Origin of the sequence: Modicisalibacter sp. MOD 31.J (genome assembly GCF_020147985.1) — a bacterium.
GTDB classification, from domain to species: domain Bacteria; phylum Pseudomonadota; class Gammaproteobacteria; order Pseudomonadales; family Halomonadaceae; genus Modicisalibacter; species Modicisalibacter coralii.
On the sequence record NZ_JAGXFF010000002.1, the window covers coordinates 555,501 to 574,051 of the forward strand.

Annotated in this window: 13 protein-coding genes; 1 reads left to right on the forward strand and 12 read right to left on the reverse strand. The window is 63.5% G+C overall.

Features of this window, described 5'->3' with window-relative positions; genetic code table 11:
• Positions 1-26 precede the first annotated feature (26 nt).
• The gene (locus KGR00_RS08320) at positions 27-218 is read right to left on the reverse strand and encodes a hypothetical protein (protein WP_224424391.1); all 192 of its coding nucleotides are present in this window, start codon (positions 216-218) and stop codon (positions 27-29) included.
• A gap of 65 nt (positions 219-283) precedes the next feature.
• On the opposite strand from KGR00_RS08320, the gene KGR00_RS08325 reads away from it, so the two are divergent.
• Complete coding sequence (locus tag KGR00_RS08325) at positions 284-1,336, forward strand: IS481 family transposase (protein WP_224424392.1); 1,053 nt, start codon at positions 284-286, stop codon at positions 1,334-1,336.
• 78 nt (positions 1,337-1,414) lie between these two features.
• Here the strand turns inward: KGR00_RS08325 and KGR00_RS08330 are convergent, their stop codons facing one another.
• The 11 genes from KGR00_RS08330 to KGR00_RS08380 all read right to left on the reverse strand — a co-directional run bounded on the left by KGR00_RS08330 (position 1,415) and on the right by KGR00_RS08380 (position 18,366).
• Positions 1,415-2,263 carry a tetratricopeptide repeat protein gene (locus KGR00_RS08330; protein WP_224419917.1) on the reverse strand — a complete coding sequence of 283 codons (849 nt, stop codon included), beginning with the start codon at positions 2,261-2,263 and terminating at the stop codon, positions 1,415-1,417.
• A gap of 23 nt (positions 2,264-2,286) precedes the next feature.
• A complete protein-coding gene (locus tag KGR00_RS08335; protein ID WP_224424393.1) occupies positions 2,287-5,856 on the reverse strand; it encodes a T6SS effector BTH_I2691 family protein in 3,570 nt (1,189 codons plus the stop codon).
• Positions 5,834-6,739: a DUF4123 domain-containing protein gene (locus KGR00_RS08340; protein WP_224417171.1), complete on the reverse strand. Its 906-nt coding sequence runs from the start codon at positions 6,737-6,739 to the stop codon at positions 5,834-5,836. Before KGR00_RS08340 ends, KGR00_RS08335 begins: the two co-directional genes overlap by 23 nt.
• Before the next feature lie 2 nt (positions 6,740-6,741).
• On the reverse strand, positions 6,742-9,345 hold the full coding sequence (gene tssI, locus KGR00_RS08345; protein ID WP_224424394.1) for a type VI secretion system Vgr family protein: 2,604 nt from the start codon (positions 9,343-9,345) through the stop codon (positions 6,742-6,744).
• Positions 9,346-9,418: 73 nt separating this feature from the next.
• Positions 9,419-12,079: a type VI secretion system ATPase TssH gene (gene tssH, locus KGR00_RS08350; protein ID WP_224417168.1), complete on the reverse strand. Its 2,661-nt coding sequence runs from the start codon at positions 12,077-12,079 to the stop codon at positions 9,419-9,421.
• Positions 12,076-13,152, reverse strand: a complete 1,077-nt coding sequence (tssG, locus tag KGR00_RS08355) for a type VI secretion system baseplate subunit TssG (protein WP_224417167.1) — start codon at positions 13,150-13,152, stop codon at positions 12,076-12,078. The genes tssH and tssG overlap by 4 nt, the downstream gene beginning before the upstream one ends.
• Complete coding sequence (gene tssF, locus KGR00_RS08360) at positions 13,116-14,951, reverse strand: type VI secretion system baseplate subunit TssF (RefSeq protein WP_224417166.1); 1,836 nt, start codon at positions 14,949-14,951, stop codon at positions 13,116-13,118. The genes tssG and tssF overlap by 37 nt, the downstream gene beginning before the upstream one ends.
• Positions 14,951-15,433: a type VI secretion system baseplate subunit TssE gene (gene tssE / locus KGR00_RS08365; protein WP_224417165.1), complete on the reverse strand. Its 483-nt coding sequence runs from the start codon at positions 15,431-15,433 to the stop codon at positions 14,951-14,953. Before tssE ends, tssF begins: the two co-directional genes overlap by 1 nt.
• A gap of 73 nt (positions 15,434-15,506) precedes the next feature.
• Positions 15,507-17,006 carry a type VI secretion system contractile sheath large subunit gene (gene tssC / locus KGR00_RS08370; RefSeq protein ID WP_224417164.1) on the reverse strand — a complete coding sequence of 500 codons (1,500 nt, stop codon included), beginning with the start codon at positions 17,004-17,006 and terminating at the stop codon, positions 15,507-15,509.
• Between the two features lie 12 nt (positions 17,007-17,018).
• Positions 17,019-17,552, reverse strand: a complete 534-nt coding sequence (gene tssB / locus KGR00_RS08375; RefSeq protein WP_224417163.1) for a type VI secretion system contractile sheath small subunit — start codon at positions 17,550-17,552, stop codon at positions 17,019-17,021.
• Between the two features lie 58 nt (positions 17,553-17,610).
• Positions 17,611-18,366 carry a hypothetical protein gene (locus tag KGR00_RS08380; RefSeq protein WP_224417162.1) on the reverse strand — a complete coding sequence of 252 codons (756 nt, stop codon included), beginning with the start codon at positions 18,364-18,366 and terminating at the stop codon, positions 17,611-17,613.
• Between the last annotated feature and the right edge of the window lie 185 nt (positions 18,367-18,551).

Consider the following 18,551-nt stretch of genomic DNA (forward strand, 5'->3'; position numbering starts at 1 on the left):
CGGCATGGCTGATAAAACGCTAAACGTCACTTGACGCGTCGTATAAACCCGCCCCCAACTTGGACATTGTGTTCTTCTTGCCAAGCCTGTGACTCGCGGCGTGTCTCGTCGATCTGTTCCTGGGTCATTTTCTTGGCGACACGTTGCTTGCCTTCGATACCGGCTGAGGTGTGACGGTATTTACCTGACAGTCGGCCGCTGAAAAGCAAAGTGGCCATAGTGCTCCCCGTGGATTATAGAACGAGTGTCTGACGCTCGGCTGTAACACCATGAGGAAACGACTATGACCACCGAAGAAAAGGTAGCACGACGCAAGCTCAGTCTCCTAGAACTGGCCAAGGATCTGCAGAACGTCAGCAAGGCCTGCAAGGTCATGGGCTACTCCCGGCAGCAGTTCTATGAGATCCGTCGCAACTATCAGACGTTCGGCTCCGTGGGGCTCGTCGACAAGCTTCCCGGGCCGCGGGGACCACACCCCAACCGCGTCAGCGAAGAGATCGAAACGGCCATTCTCGAGCACAGCCTGGCCTTCCCCACCCACGGTCCGGTTCGCGTCGCTCAAGAACTGGCGCTACGTGGTATTCAGGTCAGCTCTACGGGAGTCCGAGGCGTCTGGGGACGCCATGACTTGCTGACCCGTCATGAGCGCCTCCTGCGGCTCGAGAAGGCCACACGCGAGCAGAAGATCGAGCTGACCGAAGATCAGGTTCTCCACTTGGAACGCTTCAGCCCTGAGTTCCGCGAACGCCATATCGAGGTCCACCACACCGGTGAACTGGTGGCCGTCGACACCTTCTTCGTCGGCACGCTCAAGGGGGTCGGCAAGGTCTACCTGCAGTCCGTGATCGACTGCTTCAGCCGCTACGCCTGGGGGCGCCTCTACACCAGCAAACTGCCCATCACGGCAGTACATGTGCTCAACAACGACGTGCTGCCTTTCTTCGAGGCCCACAACGCCAAAGTCAGCACGGTGCTCAGCGACAACGGCCGAGAGTTCTGCGGTCGGAAGGATCAGCATCCGTATGAGCTGTTCCTTCAGCTCGATGAGATCGAGCATCGCACCACCAAGGTTCGGCGACCGCAGAGCAACGGCTTCGTCGAGCGGCTGCACCGTACCCTGCTGGATGAGCACTTCCGCATCCAGGGGCGCACCAAGTGGTACGAGGCCCTGGAAGAGATGCAGCAGGACCTGGACGATTATCTGGTCATCTACAACACGAAACGGCCGCCTCAGGGCCGCAACATGAAGGGGGCGACGCCTTATGCCGTCTTCAAGAAGGGGCTCCCTAAGGCGACGAAGAAGGAGCCCAGGAAAACGGCAGAAAACACTGCTTAACTATAGGGAGCCCACGGGGGCATGTGTCAGGCGAATACCATCACTGTACACCCAGAAGGCGTAGTCGTTGTCGTGCCATCACTTGACGCGCCATATGACCCCACTGCCTGTCTGTACGTTGTTTTCTTTCTGCCAGTCACGGGACTGGCTTAGGGCCTTATTGATTTGCTCCTGAGTCATCTGTTTTGCGATACGTTGCTTACCTTTTACACCTGCAGTGCCGATTAAATCGTAATACTTGTATGCTTTTACAAGATCTTTTTTAGTTCCTATCCCATTTTCGTATGCCTTTGCTAGCCCTGGCATGCCAAGCATATTACCTTTTTCGTATTTTGTGAAAACAGCTTTTTTAAGCCAGCAAAAATACTTGTCTTCATCCTTGGGAACACCATCACCTTTCCCATACATGTGTGAGAGCTGCCCTGCAGCTTCTCCGTCGCCAGCGTTACCCGCCTTGCTGAGCCAGTATATACCTTTGTCGACATTGTAAGGGTATAATTTTTTCCATTTTTCACCTACGTAAGCCATGCCTAGCATGCGTTGCGCTAAGATATAACCCCCCTGCGCTGCTTGCGTTGCCAACTCTCTTGACTTAGCGATATTTTTTTCCGTACAGACGCCATTGTAATACATGGTGGACAAAGTATACCCAGCATCAGCAATGTCTTCATCCCAAGCATCCTGCAAGAAAGCGACGGATTTTTTGCAGTCTTTTTCGATATGAAATTCTGGAGCTCCATTTATATAAAAAAGCCCCAAAAAAAATTTTTTACGGCTGGCGTCGGGAGTGGATAAATCTTTAACGTCCTTTTCTGAAAGATTATCGATGGCAGCGTTAAGCGCTTTCCCTGTTGGATCATGGAAAAGAACTTTCGCTTGTGCGCTGTTGGACAAGAAGAGAGCGATGATGAAAAATAAATGCTTCATCAGAATACCTCCCGTAAAATTTATCAATCATCAATGCTGAGGGTTAATGCATCACTTTTCAGAGCCTGAGTGTCGGCGGAACGAAATTTAACGAAAAGGTCGACCGACTCGGTCAAAGCGCTTTTTGAGTACACGTGCGACCATTCCGCCTCGTAAACCTTATCTTTCAACGTGAATTCTAGTTGATCACTTGGTGCGTTGCTTTGAGTCGTATCGTATCCCGAGTTTGTAGCAGACACTAGCGCTTTGGTACTCCGGTTTTTTTGATAGGTCCAGTCAAAAATAGTTCTTCTTTCTCCATGTGGAGTAAACTGAAGAATCAGCTCAATCGTATCCAACTTCGGCACCCGGACCTTCAGATTGATGCGTACCAATTGCTCCACGCGATCGCGCTCTTGCTGCATCGCCTCGTCATTGATCTGTGCCGGCAGATAGGCAATAGACGAATTAGTGTAGGCCGATGGGGTGGGCGCCACCGGCGTCCACGACAATTCCACCACTACCCCCTGGAAGACCATCTCCAGCGAACTCTGTTCCGAGGCCATGTCGTCGAAGGGTTGAACCTGGCTAGTGTGATTCCCGATCAGGCTGCGGTCGATCCACATTTGCACAGAGGGCGCTACCAGGGTGACCGTCCAGTAGCCGACAAGCAGGGTGACGATGCCGACGAGCAGACCGACCGCCAGGCCGATCCCGGTACTGGCGCCGATCACCATCAGGGTGGCGAGGCCGCCGCCCACGGTGACGCCGCCCATGATCATGCTATTCTCGGCGCTGGCGGACTGGCCAAGACGCAAGGCGCGGGCGGCTTCGGTCAGTTTCTTGACGCCGTCCCAGATCGATACCAGTCCGCCGACCGCGCCCAGCACTTTACCGGCCAGCTTCCAGTTGCCGTTGGCCACCATTCGGGCGAGGGTACCGTCCTCGGCCAGGCTGGCGGCGCGGATCTTCGTGTAGCCCTCGATAGCCTGCATACCGCCGTTGGCCAGGGTGACACTGGCGCCGAGCACCTTGGCCCAGTCGGCGCCGGTGTCCTCGTCGCTGAGCAGTTCCTTGTCGACCACCAGCAGGGTGTTCCAGAGCACCAGGCCCAGTGCCGCGACCTTGCCGTAGCTGCCGGCGCTGCCAAGGGTAACGCCCACGTCCCGGGCGCTTTGTTGCAGATCCTCCCAGCGCTGCTGTCGCTCTTCGGGGCCGTAGGTCTCGTCGAGGGCGCTATCGCTCAACCGTTCTAGGACCTCGGCGTCCAGCGCGAAGGCGGGCAGGGCGACATCGACGAAGCAGCCGTTGTCCGCCATCGGTGCAACGAAGTTGCCGATACGTTCATCGAGGGACTTCAGGGCCCGACTGGTGTCGGCCCCTTGAGACGCCGATTCGCTGTAGCGCATCACCAGCCTGAGCCACTGGTGGTATCCCGCCAGTGACAGATGGAAGCGGTGCAGAACGGGGGTGGCCGCCTTGCCGGAGTGCGTCTCCGGATCGCCCATGTAGGCCAGTTGCGCATACGGGATGAAGTGCGACAGCCAGGTCTTGGCATCGCTGTTGAACACGTCCGCCGCGTCGTAGGTCACCAGGGAGGCGAACGAGTTGCCGATTGTCATCGCCAGGGCGCCCTGGACGGGGCGCAGGCGATTGCGGATCTCATCGTCCAGCGCTGGGCGCTTTGTCAGCGTCTGGGCCTTGACTTGAATGGCCTGGAAGCGTTCGCCCCAGTCCGACAATGTCTTCGAGGTCAGTGTCCCGGCCGGTTTCAGGGCGCTGACGGTGGACCTTGCCTCGCTGATCAGTGAGGTTTGGTTGGCGAACAGGGCGCTCAGTACCAGCGAGTCCTCGGCATCGAGCTGACTCCCCAGGTGTTGCCACAGCCCGGCACTGGCGGGCGAGAGGATGCCGCCACGCAGAGCGTTGGCGATCAGGCCGCTCAGCCCGAGGCCCATCCAGTAGTTGGTCCGGCTGTAGCGGCCGACGACCGCGGACAGGTGGTCGCGTACCCAGAAGGCGTAGTCGCTGTCGTGCAGGGCGAGCAGGGCATCGCAATAGGCGGTCTGTTCACGATACTTCCTGTCGAAGTCTTCGAGATCCTTCGAGTCGTAAAGTTCCTCGAGTTGCTTGCGGTGTTCCTCGGCAGCTTCTTCCGCTTCTGATTGGATGCCATCGAGTAGAATCTGCTTGCTTTTTATGTGCGCATCATAGCTGCTACCCTCTTGCATACGCTGTTCCATGATCTTGACAATGTGATCATTGCCGTTTCGCCGATGGTGCTCGATGTTCTGGCGTTGTATGGCGATCTCCCGTTCCTTGGCAGCCTCTAGTTCCGCAATTTCGGCGCGTAGTTTTTCACGCTGCCGTTCGCGTTCGGCTTCCGCTTCCCGGGCTTCTTGGGGGGCTCGCTCGCGGGCTTCCTCGGCTTCCCTGACCTCGCGATCCAAACGGTTTTTCTGATAACGAATATCCCGGTTCCCAGGTGCATTTTCACCGGACGTGCCGAGAACGTCCTTGTGGCGGTCGATGTAGTCGTCGCGCTTTTGCCGAGCCTCGTCGACCGCATCGTTCAGTGCTTGTCGCTGGCTTTCTCGATAACTTCTGGCGAAGTTCTTCTGGAAAGCGTCGATGGCCTGCTTGCAGAGCAGCTTGCGGCGTCTCGTGTCGCTGTCCTTGAAGAAGTCTTCGGTCGCGGCGAGGGCCTGATGCCGGTACGCATTGAGCTCATCGATGATACCGGCTTCGTCCTTGACCGCCAGGATCAGCCCCTTGCCTTGGTAACGGCTGGCCGCGTGGTCTAGGCGCAGATCCATGGCGTTCTTGAGTTGCTCGCGGTCGAAGAGCTTGCGTTGCGGCCCGCTCGACCAGAACTGCTCGCTGAGGTCATCGGCGCCATCGCTGTACTCGGCGACCCATCCCAGTTCGTTGGTGCCGTAGGCAAAGGCTTGTGCGTCGCCGTTGACCCAGGCCTTGATATCGACCTTCTGCATGTGCGTGTCGCGCCAGGCCCGGTCACCGCCGACCATCTGAATATGTTCCGGGGGCCAGGCATGCTCGGTGAAGGCGTAATAGAGAATCCTCGACTTGTCGGGATTGGGCAGCGTGATCAGCGAGGCGTTCAAGGCATCGTTGGGCTTGTTCTTGCAGGAGAATTCGATCTTGTCCAGGGGTTTGGGGTTGAGGACTGGAAACTGATAGTACTTGCCATCGGCGGTGATGGCGTAGGCGTACCAGTACATCCCTTCCGGATTGTCCTGATCGTACAGGTAAAGATACCCCTGACGCAGTTGGCGAAGGATGTACTTGTTGACTTGATTATCGCTACTGCCGGAGACAACCTTCTCGACACTGGATGGCACCATACGTGAATTCGCCACGGGCTTTTCTTCACCCACTTCCAGCGATTGGTCGAGCATGATGTCGGTGAATTCGCGGATACGCGATTCGGGGAGTTCCGGTATGCCGCTGTTGCGATCATTGCGCTCGCAGACGGCATAGCGGACCGGCAGGATGGGCAGGCCCTTGCGCTCGCAGAACGCGCAACGCCCGTTCTCCATGCCGGGGGTCTCTCCCGACGCGGCTTGTTCGTTACTCCTCGACATGTCCGTCATGCTCGAAAGTCTCCTTGTCTTCCGCGATGGCTTCCCAGTCTTGCTGAGTGAGCCGGTTCGTCAGGCCGATGTAGCTCATGCCGCTTGCGCGTTTTTTCAATAGCGTCTGCATCAGGGGATGGCGGTGGAACCGTTCGTGCAGCAGCAGACCGTGCAGCACGAACGCGGAGATATCCTGGCGTTCGCTCAGGCCATAACCGTGTGCTTCGACGATGAGGCGGTCCGTGTCATCCGGGCCCATCTCGCGGTTGTGATCCGCGTCGGGAAGCGTGCGATACAGTTCCAGGCAGCGATTCACCTGGCCGATGCGACGAATGGATTGCCATTGATCGGCATTCAGTTTCAGCTGCGCCAGGCGACGATGGCCCTGATGCGGGGCGATCCATCGCAGGGCCCGGCCATTGTCGAAATGAATCCACTGGTCGATGGGTCCCAACAGCGTCGATAGTTGTGCTTGATCCAGGATCCGCGTCAGCCGCTCCATGACCCGGGGGTCGTAAAAGCGCAGCAGGGCGTTTTTTCCCTCGGGTGTCTTCTGGGCAAGCTGACGACGCAGGTAGCCGGCGATCGTCGAGAGGGCCTGTCTCGAGATCAGCCAGCCGCAGAACGCCACGGGTTCGACCCGGCTGATCGGTTGCCCTTGGCGTTCTCGTTGAATCTCGTCGTGGAGTGCCTCGGCGTCCCCGGTAGCGATACGCTCCAGGTACAGGTGCTGTGTCTCGGGAAGGACGACAAAGGGGTTGTCGATGCGTCGCAGTGTCGTATCTTCCCGGCACTGTCTGGCCGGCGCATTGGCGGGATCGACGAGACGCAGCAGGTGGCCCTCGTTAGCGGCGGTCACCATGCGTGCGGTGATGGCTGCCTCATCGAATGCAGGGTCCATGATCAACCCTCCACCGAGCCTTCTCCACCTGTCGAGGCGGCCTGGTTCCGGGTCGCGCAGAGTTGGCTCTCCCCCTCCGGCAGCTCGGGCATCGGTGCGTCCAGGCTGGTCGGCCCGGCGAACAGGTGCTGGGCGCCCTTGATATCGATCTTGCCGGGACCGTGCAGATCGATGTTGCCGTCCTTGATGCGCACGTAGCCGCCACCGCTGGTGAGCAGGATGCCGTTCTTGGCCGTGATCTCGACCCGGCCCTCGGTGGAGGTGATCTTGACGTCCTTCTCGGCGGTCAGTTCCATGGCATCGCTCTGGGCCTGGATCTCCACCTTGCCCCGCGCCGCGAACAGCTTCATGCCGGCCTTCTGCACGAACAGCGAGAGTTTTTCGGCGACCGCCGCCACCAGGCGGCGCCCGGCGGCGAGGTTGATGTCCTCGCCACTGGAAACACTCAGCGACTTGCCCTGGGCCAGATGGGTGGATTCCGGCGTGCTCAGGGCGATCCCCGCCGGGGAGGCGAGGTGCAGCCAGGGAGCCTTCAGGCCGGCGCTCTCGCCCCGGCCGCCGCTGTCGGTGGCGCCACGGGCACTGTCTTGCTTGGTCTCCGCGAGCTGCTCGCTGTTGCCGTAGCGGTCGTCGGCGTCCTCGCCGGCGCGCTTCAGGTGATCGCGGGCTTCCAGGGGCTCGGCGTCGTGATCCGCCGCACTCTGACTGAGGGTGTCGCTGAGCTGATAGACGCTGTCGAGCTGCTGCTTGGCCGGGCTCAGGTCGAGCTGGTCGCCGTTGGCGCCGAGCTGGCCCCAACTGGTGAGGTAGAGCCCGCGGTTGGCGCGGATGGCGCCATAGGCGTCGCTGCGCAGCTCGAAGCCGCTGCCGCGGAAGGCGCCGCGGGTGTTGCCGCTCTGGTGGATCAGGTAGCCGAGGTTGAGCTGGCTCTTGTCGGCCTCGGAGCCCAGCCGCACGCGCTCCTGGTCGGTGGCGTCGTCGAACAGCAGCTCATTGTACTTGCTGCCGCGATAGGTCTTGCTCTTGAACCCGGAGAACAGCCCGTGGCTGTGCCACTCGGGGCGCTGCTCGCCGTTGTAGACCCGGCCGGTGATCAGCGGCCGGTCGGGGTCGCCCTCGAGGAAGTCGACCAGCACTTCCTGGCCGATGCGCGGCACGAACACCCCGCCCCAGCCGGCGCCGGCGTTGGGCTGGGCGACCCGCAGCCAGACCCCGGCGCGCTCGTCGTGGCGGCCCTGGCGGTCCCAGTGGAACTGCACCCGTACCCGGTCGAGAGGATCGGTGTGGATCTCCTCGCCCTCGGGGCCGACCACGGTGGCGGTCTGTGGGCCGCCGACCACCGGCCGGGGGTGGCTCAGCGGGTGGCGGTAGGGCTGGCTGCGGCGCTGGGCCTCGAGGTCGACGAGGAAGTGGCCGGTGCCGATGCGCGCGTAGTCGCTGTCGCGGGCGTCGTCGCGGGCCTGGGGGTCGAGGTCGTCGAGGCCGTGGGCGCGCTTGGCGGCGTCGAGCCGGGGCTGCAGGCTGCCGGGCAGGGTCTTGAGGTGCGCCGAGACCGGCAGCACGTTCTCGGCGTGCACCGTGACGCCGAGCAGCAGGAACTGGCGTTCGGCCTCGCCGCCGGTGTCGTGCAGCGGGTGCTGGGTGAGCTCGAACCAGCGCCCGGCCTGCAACTGACGGGCGCCGCCGGCGCCGTGGAAGCGCTTGGCCAGCGACTCGTGGGCCTCGAGGCGGTTGGCGGTGAGCCGCTCGCCGCGGGTGTGGCCGTGGTAGTAGTACTCGCCGGCGTAGTCGTAGAGCTCGCGCTCGGGCAGGTTGCCCTGGTCGTCGAGGGTGTCCAGCCCGGTGCGCAGGGTCAGCGCGGGCTGCTTGTAGTCGAAGCTGGCGACGCTGACCCGGGTGGGCTGCTGGGCCCGCGCCCCGCCCCAGTGGGTCAGGGCGTCCTCGGCCTCGGTGGCATCCTGGCGGTGGAAGCGGATGGCGCGGGGCTCGACCGGCGCCGTGGTGTCGGTATCGTCGGTGAACACCACGCAGTGATCGTCCTCGCCGTGCTCGACGTAGTACCACAGGCCCTCTTCCTCGCAGAGCCGGCTGACGAAGGCCAGATCGCTCTCGCGATACTGCACGCAGTAGCTTCTGGCCGGGTAGTCGCGGCGCAGGTCGAAGCGGTAGCGGCCCTTGGCCGGGGCGAAGGCGTCGAAGACCTCGGTGAGCACCTCGACCACCGAGCGGTTCTGGAAGATCCGGCTGTCGCGGCCCAGGCCGAGCATGGCGAGCCATGGCACCAGGGTGAGCTGGTAGTAGCTGACGCCGCCGTCCTCGCCGAGCAGCGCCGCCTCGCTGACCAGGCCGTGGAGGGCGCGGTAGTCGCCGTCGGCCTGACGGATCGACAGCCGGGCCGGCTGGGCCATCAGGGTCTTGAGTTCGATGTCGGCGTGCTGGGCGATGCAGTCGAGGGTGTAGGCGAACGGCTCGCTGACGCGTTCCTCGCCGACCAGCCGGTGGGGCAGCAGGGCCACGCCGGGGATGTCCAGGCGCAGCAGGCGCTGTGTCGGGGCCAGCTCGATGCCGAAGGTGTCGAGCAACGTGTCGGTGGTCATGTCGGTCATGAGCGGCGCGTCTCCCTTCATGTCATGACGTGTCCCGCACCCCGCGTCCGTGAGGCGGCGGAGTGGTGGGGGCTCAGATCAGGGTGTAATCGAAGTCGCCCTGGTCGTTCAGGCTGACCGTCAACCTCTCGATCGGTTGGCCCTCGGCCATGCGATCCAGTACCTGGGCGGCGATGGTCGGCATCAGGCTGCCCGAGAGGATGTTGTCGACGTTGCGCGCGCCGCTGTCGCTGTCCGTGCAGCGTTCGGCGATGGCGTCGACGAGCGCGGCGTCGTAGTCGAAACCGGCTTGATGGTTGGCCTCGAAGCGCTGTTTGATGCGATCGAGCTTGAGTCGAACGATGTCGCGCAGGATCTCGTTCTGTACCGGGTAATAGGGCACGATGTTGAGGCGCCCGAGGAAGGCCGGCTTGAACACCGCATTGAGCTGATCGCGCAGGCTCTCGACGATCGCGTCGGGTGACGGCAGGGCGTCCGCGCCTAAACAGCGCTGCATGATGTCGTCGGTGCCGACGTTGGAGGTGAGTAGGATCACGGTGTTGCGGAAGTTGATCTCGCGACCCTCGCCATCGTCCAGCACGCCCTTGTCGAACACCTGGAAGAACAGCTCCAGCACGTCCGGGTGGGCCTTCTCCACCTCGTCCAGCAGCACCACGCTGTAGGGCTTGCGCCGCACCGCCTCGGTCAGCACGCCGCCCTCGCCGTAGCCGACGTAGCCCGGCGGCGAGCCCTTGAGGCTGGAGACGGTGTGCGCCTCCTGGTACTCGGACATGTTGATGGTGATGACATTGCGCTCGCCGCCGTAGAGCACGTCGGCCAGCGACAGCGCGGTCTCGGTCTTGCCCACACCGCTGGGGCCGAGCAGCAGGAAGACCCCGATCGGCTTGTTGGGGTCTTCCATGCGGGCGCGGGAGATGGCGATGCGCTTGCCGATCTCGGCCAGGGCATGGTCCTGGCCCAGTACGCGCTCGCCGAGCAGGCTCGGTAGCTGCTGCACCGTGGCGATCTCGTCGCGCAGCATTTTGCCCAGCGGAATGCCGGTCCAGTTGGCGATCACCTCGGCGATGACGTTGCCGTCGACGTGGCCGTGCACCAGCGCGTGTGCGCCCTGGACCTCGGTCAGTTCGCGGCGGGTGTCGCCGATCTGTCGACTCAAGGCGTCGGCGTCGCCGGGCTGCTCGCCCGCCTCGATGGCGTCGCGGTCGGCTTCCAGCGCCTTCAGGCGGGTGACGATGGCCTGCTCGCGCTCCCAGCGCGCGCCGAGGTCGTCGATCCGCGCCCGGGTGGTGGCCAGTCGTTCGTGGAGCGCGCTCAGGGCCTCGGTGTGCTCCGCGCCTTCGCGCTGCTCGCGTTCGAGAATGGCGATCTCGCGTGACAGGTCGTTGACCCGGCGGTGGGCGTCCTCCAGCGCCGCCGGCTGCGAGGATTGCGCCAGCGCGACCCGGGCGCAGGCGGTGTCGAGCACGCTGATCGCCTTGTCGGGCAACTGACGGCCGGTGATGTAGCGGTGCGACAGGCGTACCGCCTGGACGATGGCGTCGTCGAGGATGCTGACCTGGTGATGGTCCTGCATGCGCTGGGTGAGCCCGCGCAGCATGGCGATTGCCACCGGCTCTTCGGGTTCCTCCACCTTGACCACCTGGAAGCGCCGCGCCAGGGCGGCGTCCTTCTCGAAGTACTTCTTGTACTCGGCCCAGGTAGTGGCGGCGATGGTGCGCAGCTCGCCGCGGGCCAGCGCCGGCTTGAGCAGGTTGGCGGCGTCGCCCTGGCCGGCCTGGCCGCCGCTGCCGATCAGGGTGTGGGCCTCGTCGACGAACAGGATGATCGGATGCAGGCTGCGCCGGGTTTCCTCGATCACGCTCTTGAGGCGATTCTCGAACTCCCCCTTGACCCCGGCGCCGGCCTGCAGGAGCCCCAGGTCGAGGGTGCGCAGTTCGACGTTGGCCAGCGGCGGCGGCACGTCGCCGTTGACGATACGCAACGCCAGCCCCTCGACCACCGCGGTCTTGCCGACCCCGGCCTCGCCGGTGAGGATCGGGTTGTTCTGGCGCCGCCGGGTGAGGATATCGACCATCTGGCGCACTTCGGCCTCGCGGCCGAGTACCGGGTCGATACGTCCGGCGCGAGCGTTACCGGTCAGATCGATGGTGTACTGGTCCAGTGCCGGCGTCTTGCTCTTGGCGGGGCGCTGGTCCGGGCTGCCGGTGGCGGCCGCTTCCCCGTTGCCGCCGGAGGCGGCGTCGCCCAGCGGACGCACGTGGCGGTCCTCCTGGCTGCCGCCGATGAGGTCGTGGAAGTGGGCCTGGAGGTCGTCGACGTTGATGCGGTCGAGTTCGCGGGCGCCGTCGACGATCACGCGGCGCAATTCATCGTCCCTGAGCAGCGCCAGCAGCAGGTGTCCACCGCGGATCTGTACCTCGCCGTGGTCGATCGAGGCGATCACCCAGGCGCGTTCGATCAATCGGGTGATGCGCGGCGACAGGGCCGGCGTGCGGGTGTTGCCGGTCTTGAAGGTGGCGATCGTCTCCTCGAGCTGGCTCGCCAGCCGATCGAGCACGACGTCGTAATGGCGGGCGATACGCAGCACGTCGTTGTCGTCGCTGTCGAGCAGCTTGGTCAGCAGATGCTCGATGTCGACCTCGTACTGGCGTTCGGCCAGACACAGCGCGGCCGCGCCTTCCATGGCCTCGCGACAGGGGTCGTTGAGCTTGTCGAACAGGGATTTGAGACTCACGCCGTGGCTCCATCAAAGGGAATGTCGAAAATGACCCGGCCGTCGTCGTCGGCCGGACGTTCGGGCGGCTTGAGCCAGCCCAGCCGCCCCAGGCGGAGACCGTGTCCCGCGCCGATTTGCGGTGAGGGGATTTCGTGCTTGTCGAGGGTCAGCTCGATCTCGAAATCGAGCTCGATGCCGACGTAGAAGCGCACCAGCCGCACCAGCCGGCGATGGGTGTCGGTGTCCGGCAGCAGGGACCGGTAGGCGTCGAGACTCAGCGGGCCGAAGCGGATCCGGAACGCCGATTGATAATCGCGTACGCGGCTGCCCGCCACGGCACTCTGGCCGAGCGCGGCGTTGGCCTGCCCGAGCCGCGTGCATTGGTCCGGCGCCAGGCGTATCCAGCGGCCGACGAAGGATTGCACCCGGCAGGGTTGGCGGAAGGTGTATTCGAGAATCGCCTGCAGATTGCCGGGGTTGCGCGGACGCTGGGTCCAGAGCCCGGAGAAGCCGCTGAACAGGTTGCGGCGCAAGCTCGCCGGGTCGTCGTCGCGATCGAGCCGCTGCGCCCGGGTCGTCGGCGTGAAGCCGACCAGGTGCAAGAGCCACTCCTCGAAGTCGGCGCTGCCCTTGCGCTCGTACTCGATGTGAAACCGGTATTTCTGCCAGGCCTCGTAGAACAGCGCCGTCATGCGATGCGAGAACAGGTCGAGAAAGGCGTGGGCGGCGTCGTCGCGTTTCTCGATGTGACGATTGATCAGCAGCTCGGTATAGGGGCGGGGGAGCACGCCGGAAGGCCCTACCAGGCCCATGAAGGTGAGCTGGATCTCGCTCAACGAATCGCCGTTGGCCGAGCGGATCCTGTCGCTTTCGAAGTTGAGGTCGCTGATCTCGCTGGGCGGGAAATCCAGCGACAGCAACGAACGAAACCGCAGCGGATCCTCGTGCGGGCGGTTCTCGGGATCGATACGCCCGGTTCGGCTGTAGTGCAGCCGCAGCAGGCGCACCAACTGGAAAAAGCCGAATCGCCAGGGCTCCGCGCGAGCCTGGTCGATCAGACCAGGGGCTGAGTACCGGTTCTTGGCTGCCATTGAGCGACTCGCTGTTCACGCTGCCGGGAGCGCAGGGTGAGTTGGGTGAAACTGTTGAGACTGCAGTACTGGCCGAAGAAGTGGTCCAGCACCATGGCGAAGAGAAAGATACCGCTGCCGGTGAACTGGCTCTCGTCGAGTTCCAGTGTGATGCCGGTGCCGCGCACGAAGGCCGGACGCGGGTGGCCGATGCGCGTCATCACCGGCTCGCTGTGGATGGCGGCGATGCCGTTGATCTGCTTGCGGATCGCCGATGCCTGGCGATAGTTGTAGAGCGACAGCAGCTCCATCAAGGCTTCGCGGCCATCGCTGACCAGCGACAGATGATTGAGCGAGAGGTGCGAGATCAGCCGCCAGATCACGCCCTTGCCCATGGGCGGGCGAACCGGCGCCGTGGGCTTGCGCAGGCAGGCGATGCGCTCGACGACCTGCTCGCGATCCAGGGTGAAATCGCCTCGCGGATGGCCGAAGGTCATCAGTTGCGGCAGGTCGCGGTTGCTGCAGGTGAGCTTGAGGCTGAGCGTGTCGCTGCTGGCATCGAGCAGTTCCAGCTCGCGGTCGACCACCCTGAGACGCAGTTCGGTACCGGGGTCGCGGGCCTCATCGGCGTCCACGCGACGCGCGATCCAGTAGCTTTGGCGAGCGTGCTTGTCGCTGTCCCGGGGTTCGAAGAAGGGCAGGCAGGGCGTGACCTCGTCGCGGGTGGCCGTGCGAATCACCCGGGTCACCTCGTCGATCGAGACGATCTCGGTGGAGCGCGAGTGGCGCACGTCCGGCACCACCGGGTATTCGTGGCGGGTATGGGTCAGCTTGATCGGTTCGGCCTGCTGGGGGAAGAGGTTGACCACCGGCGTGCAGCCGAGCCGAAAGTTGTGCCGCCCCAGGGTCTGTGCCAGCCGCGCCAGCCGCTCGTGCTGGTCGTAGTCCTGGAACAGGACGTGTACCTGGATCTGTGTCACCGCCTTGCCCGCCAGCGGGCGCGCCAGCCCCGCGAGGTCGAAGAACAGGAACTTCTCGGGGAAGGTGAAGTATTCGTGCAGCAGGCGGTAGCCCAGGAAGGAGCGCTCCGAGTAGTCGATCAGGCCTTCGTCGGGGGCGAAGCCCACCGGCGAGATCGCGTTCGGCGCCAGGGCGATCTCGCGCCGCCGGCCGTCCTCGACGAAGCTCACCGTAATGCGCGCGACGTTGTTGAAGAGCAGCTCGTAGAGCGGGTGCATCAGGCTGCCTTCACCATCGAGGAAGACGCGCAGGCGATCCATCCCCAGCTTTCCGAAGTCGTTGTTGCCCAGGCATTCCAGCGCCAGCGTCAATCGGGCCACGTGGTCGTTGCCGTGGGCGTTGAACGACGAACGCTCCAGCCGGGTCAGTTCGGCGCCGGTCAGGGCGATGGGCCATACGTCCACCGGGTAGCAGGTGCGGAAGCGGCAGAACGAATCCTCCACCGGCCGCGAATGGAGCATGGTGTGACGCGGCAGGTGGTAGCGCCCGGTGAGCGTGGTCTGCTGCCCCGGATCGAACTGGACGATGGACAGCGCCGGCGTCGGCCGCAGGTAGTGCGGATAGAGCACATCGAGAAACGCTTCGACGATCTCGGGGAAGTCGTCGTCGAGTTTCTTGTGCACGCGCGCGCTGAGAAACGCGAACGCTTCGATCAGGCGTTCGGCGTGGGGGTCCTCGCAATCGTCGCCCTCGAGCAGCAGGCGCGAGGCGATCTTGGGATAGCGATTGGCGAACTCCTGGCCCAGAAAGCGCAGGTGCGAGAGTTCCTTCTCGTAGTATGGCAGCAGGTCGTCGAGCATCAGGTCAGGTTCTGCACCTTGTACTGTCGGGTGTTGACTTGCAGCACGGCGTCGAAGGCGACGCGCTGGCTCGCTTCGCTCAGCGAGAGCACCGCTTCGATGCGGAACTGCAGGATCCGGTCATGGCTGTCCTGGTTGAGCAACTGGACGCGCACGCTGCTGAAGCGCTTGTCGCCGTGCTCGATGGTGCGCTCCAGTTGTCGCTGTATCAGGCGCCGGTCCTCGCTGCTGCGCACCCCGCGGCTGATGAAGTCCGGCAGGCCGTAATCGAGCAGGGTGTCCTGCAGCATCGGCCAGTCATCGAGTTCGGCAGCGAGCAGCTCGCGGCGGGTGTTGACCAGCAGTTCCAGGTCGCGAACCACGCTCGCCTTGTAGGCCTGCAACGAACAGCGGTGTCCGGGGCCGGTCTCGGTCGTGTGCTGCGGTTCGTCGTCGAGTAGACGGTCGAGCAGCGTGGGGACCATCTGCAGGGCGTCGCTCATGTGGCCATCCTCCGTGATGGGGCGCGCGGCGGGTACCGGCCGTCAGCCGGTACCCGTGCCGTCGACGGTCGGGTCACGAGCCGCGAGTCGACTGCGGCAGTTCCGACACCAGACGCAGCGAGGCGGTCAGCTCGTCGAGCTGGTAGTGCGGACGCAGGAAGGTGACCGCCTTGTAGGAGCCCGGCTTGCCCGGCACCTCGGCGACCTCGACCCGGGCCTCGCGCAGCGGGTACTTGGCCTTGGCTTCCTGGCCGGCGTTGTCGTCCAGCAGCACGTACTGCGACAGCCACTCGTTGAGGTAGTCCTCGACGTTCTGGCGGGAGGCGAAGCTGCCCACCTTGTCGCGCATGATCGCCTTCATGAAGTGGGCGATGCGCGAGGTGGCGAAGATGTACTGCAACTGCGACGACAGGCGTGCGTTGGCGTTGGCGACGTCGGTGTTGTACTGCTTGGGCAGCTGCGCCGACTGGGTGCCGAAGAAGGCGGCGTAGTCGGTGCCCTTGCAGTGCACCAGCGGAATGAAACCGAGATCGGAGAGTTCCTTCTCGCGGCGATCGGTGATCGAGATCTCGGTGGGGCACTTGAGCGCCACCTCGCCGTCGTCGGTCTTGAAGGTGTGGGTCGGCAGGTCCTCCACCAGGCCGCCACCCTCGACACCGCGGATCGCCACGCACCAGCCGTACTTGGCGAAGGCGTCGGTGACCCGTGCGCCCATGGCGTAGGCGGCGTTCATCCACAGATACTTGTGGTGGTCGCGGCCGTCGACGCTTTCGGTGAAGTTGAACTCCTCGACCGGCGTGGTCTCCTCGCCGTAGGGCAGGCGGCCGAGCACATGGGGCAGGGTGAGGCCGACGTAGCGGGCGTCTTCCGAGTTGCGGAAGGATTTCCACTTGGCGTACTCGACGGTGTCGAAGATCTTCGACAGGTCGCGCGGGCCGGTCATGTCGGTGAAGGCGTCCCAGCCGAACAGTTCCGGCGAGGCCGAGGAGATGAACGGGGCATGGGCCGCGGCGGCGACGTGGGACACCTGCTCGAGCAGGTACATGTCCTGCGGATGACGACCGAACTCGTAGTCGCCGATCAGCATGCCGTAGGGGGCGCCGCCGAAGGTGCCGTATTCCTCTTCGTAGACCTTCTTGAACAGCGCGCTCTGGTCGAATTCCGAGGCCGACTTGAGATCCTTGACCAGGTCCTTCTTGGACGCGTTGAGCATGTGGATCTTGAGGTTGGTGCCGGTCTCGGTCTGGTCGGTCAGGTACTTGAGCCCACGCCAGGAGGCCTCCAACTGCTGGAACTCGCTGGCGTGCATGATCTCGTTGAGCTGATCCGAGAGCAGCGAGTCGATCTCGGCGATGCGAGAATCGAGCACGGCGATCAGGTCCTTGCTCGGCGTCACCTCCCCATCGAGGACCTGATTGACCAGTTCGTCGATCAGGTCGCGGGTGCGCGTGCGCTCGGTCTCCGAACGCGCCACGCGGCTCTCGGAGATGATGCTGTCGAGCAGCGAAGTCTCCGGCGCGAAGACCTCCTGGGTTTCGCTCTGCGGCTGGTTGTCGGTCTGGTTCTCGGCCATGGAAGACTCCTGTTATTGCGTCTCGTCCTGAGGTTTGGCGGCGGCCTCGCGGCCAAGCTCTTCGCCCAGCGTCTTGAGCTTCTCGGTGTTCTGCAGCACGTCCATGAGCAGTTCCTCGAGCTTGTCGTTGCCGCCCATCTTGTTGCGCAGATCGGCGAGCTTGTTGCGGACCTCGAGCAGCTTGCGCAGGGGCTCCACCTGACGCACCACCTCCTGCGGCTCGAAGTCCTCCATGCGCTTGAAGTTGAGCTCCACCGGCAGCTGCGAACCGTCGTTGGCCAGGGTGTTGTCGACCCGGTAGCTCAGGCGCGGCCGGATGCCCTTCATCACGCTGTCGAAGTTGTCGCGGTCGACGTGAACGAACTTGCGATCCTTCAGCCGCGGCAGCGGTTCCAGCGGATTGCCGGAGTAGTCGCCCATGACGCCGACCACGAAGGGCAGTTCCTTCTTCTCGATGCTGTCGCCGATTTCGACGTCGTAGGTGAGGTGCACGCGCGGTGCCCGCACCCGGGAGAGCTTGTGTTGCGTACTTTCGTTCTTGGCCATGAATTCGTCCTTCCTCGAGATGTCGAGACCGTTGGCGTTGCTGGGAGCAGGCGAGCGATCAGGGGGCGTCCGAACCCCTCAACGCGCCGATCAGTTGTTCGCGCAGGTCGTCCTGCATGGCGTCGATCGCCGCTTCGGGGATCAATTCCTCGAAGCTGCGGCTGCCCGAGATTTCGGTGCTGTGGCGAATGACCCCGTCGTCCGGCAGTGTCGAGGCCACCGGCGAGCTGATGACGCAGAAGGGCAGCTCGCCGAAGTCGTCGAGCCGCTGAAAGCTCAACGGAAAGCGCAGTCCCTTGAGCAGGCGGCCAAGCCCGCCGGCTCGGCTGAAGCAGTGGAACAGCATCAGGTAGTGCAGCACGAAGCGGTGCAGTTCGGAGCCGCTGCGATTGGGGTCGTGCACCACCTGTCGAAAACGGCCGAGATCGAACGAGGCGTAGCCCACCACCCAGCGCACGGGACTGAGAACGCGCACGCGACTGCCGTCCTGCAGCGTGTGATCGTACTCGAGCGGAAACAGCTCCGGCGTCGAGTTGATGATGTTCAGGGGCACCTCGAGCTCGTTGAGCAGGTTGAAGGGACGAGCGCTCGCATGCGTATCGAACAGCGTGCGAAATTCCTTGAAGTGGTGCTGGGTCTCGCGACCGCTGCCGCGCGGCGCGCCCTGCAGGTATTCCCCGAACAGGGGCTGGGGGCGCACCAGCGGGGCCAGCGTCGCGAGATAATCCGCCGCCTGGACCTTGAGGATGTCCGACACCACGCGGGTCTGTTTGCGCGCGTTGATGAATCCGTCGACGTCGAATGACTGGGTCATGATCGATCCCTGATAAGACTTCAGCGTAGTCGGGTGAAACCTGTGAATACCCACTGACTCTGCGACTCGCGACGCGGTTTAGCGTCTCGATGCCAAACAACCGGGCGACACCCGACGGCTGGAAGGAATCGCAACGAGAGCTTACCGGAGTCGCGCCGGTATTTCTTGTAGAGATATATCACGCG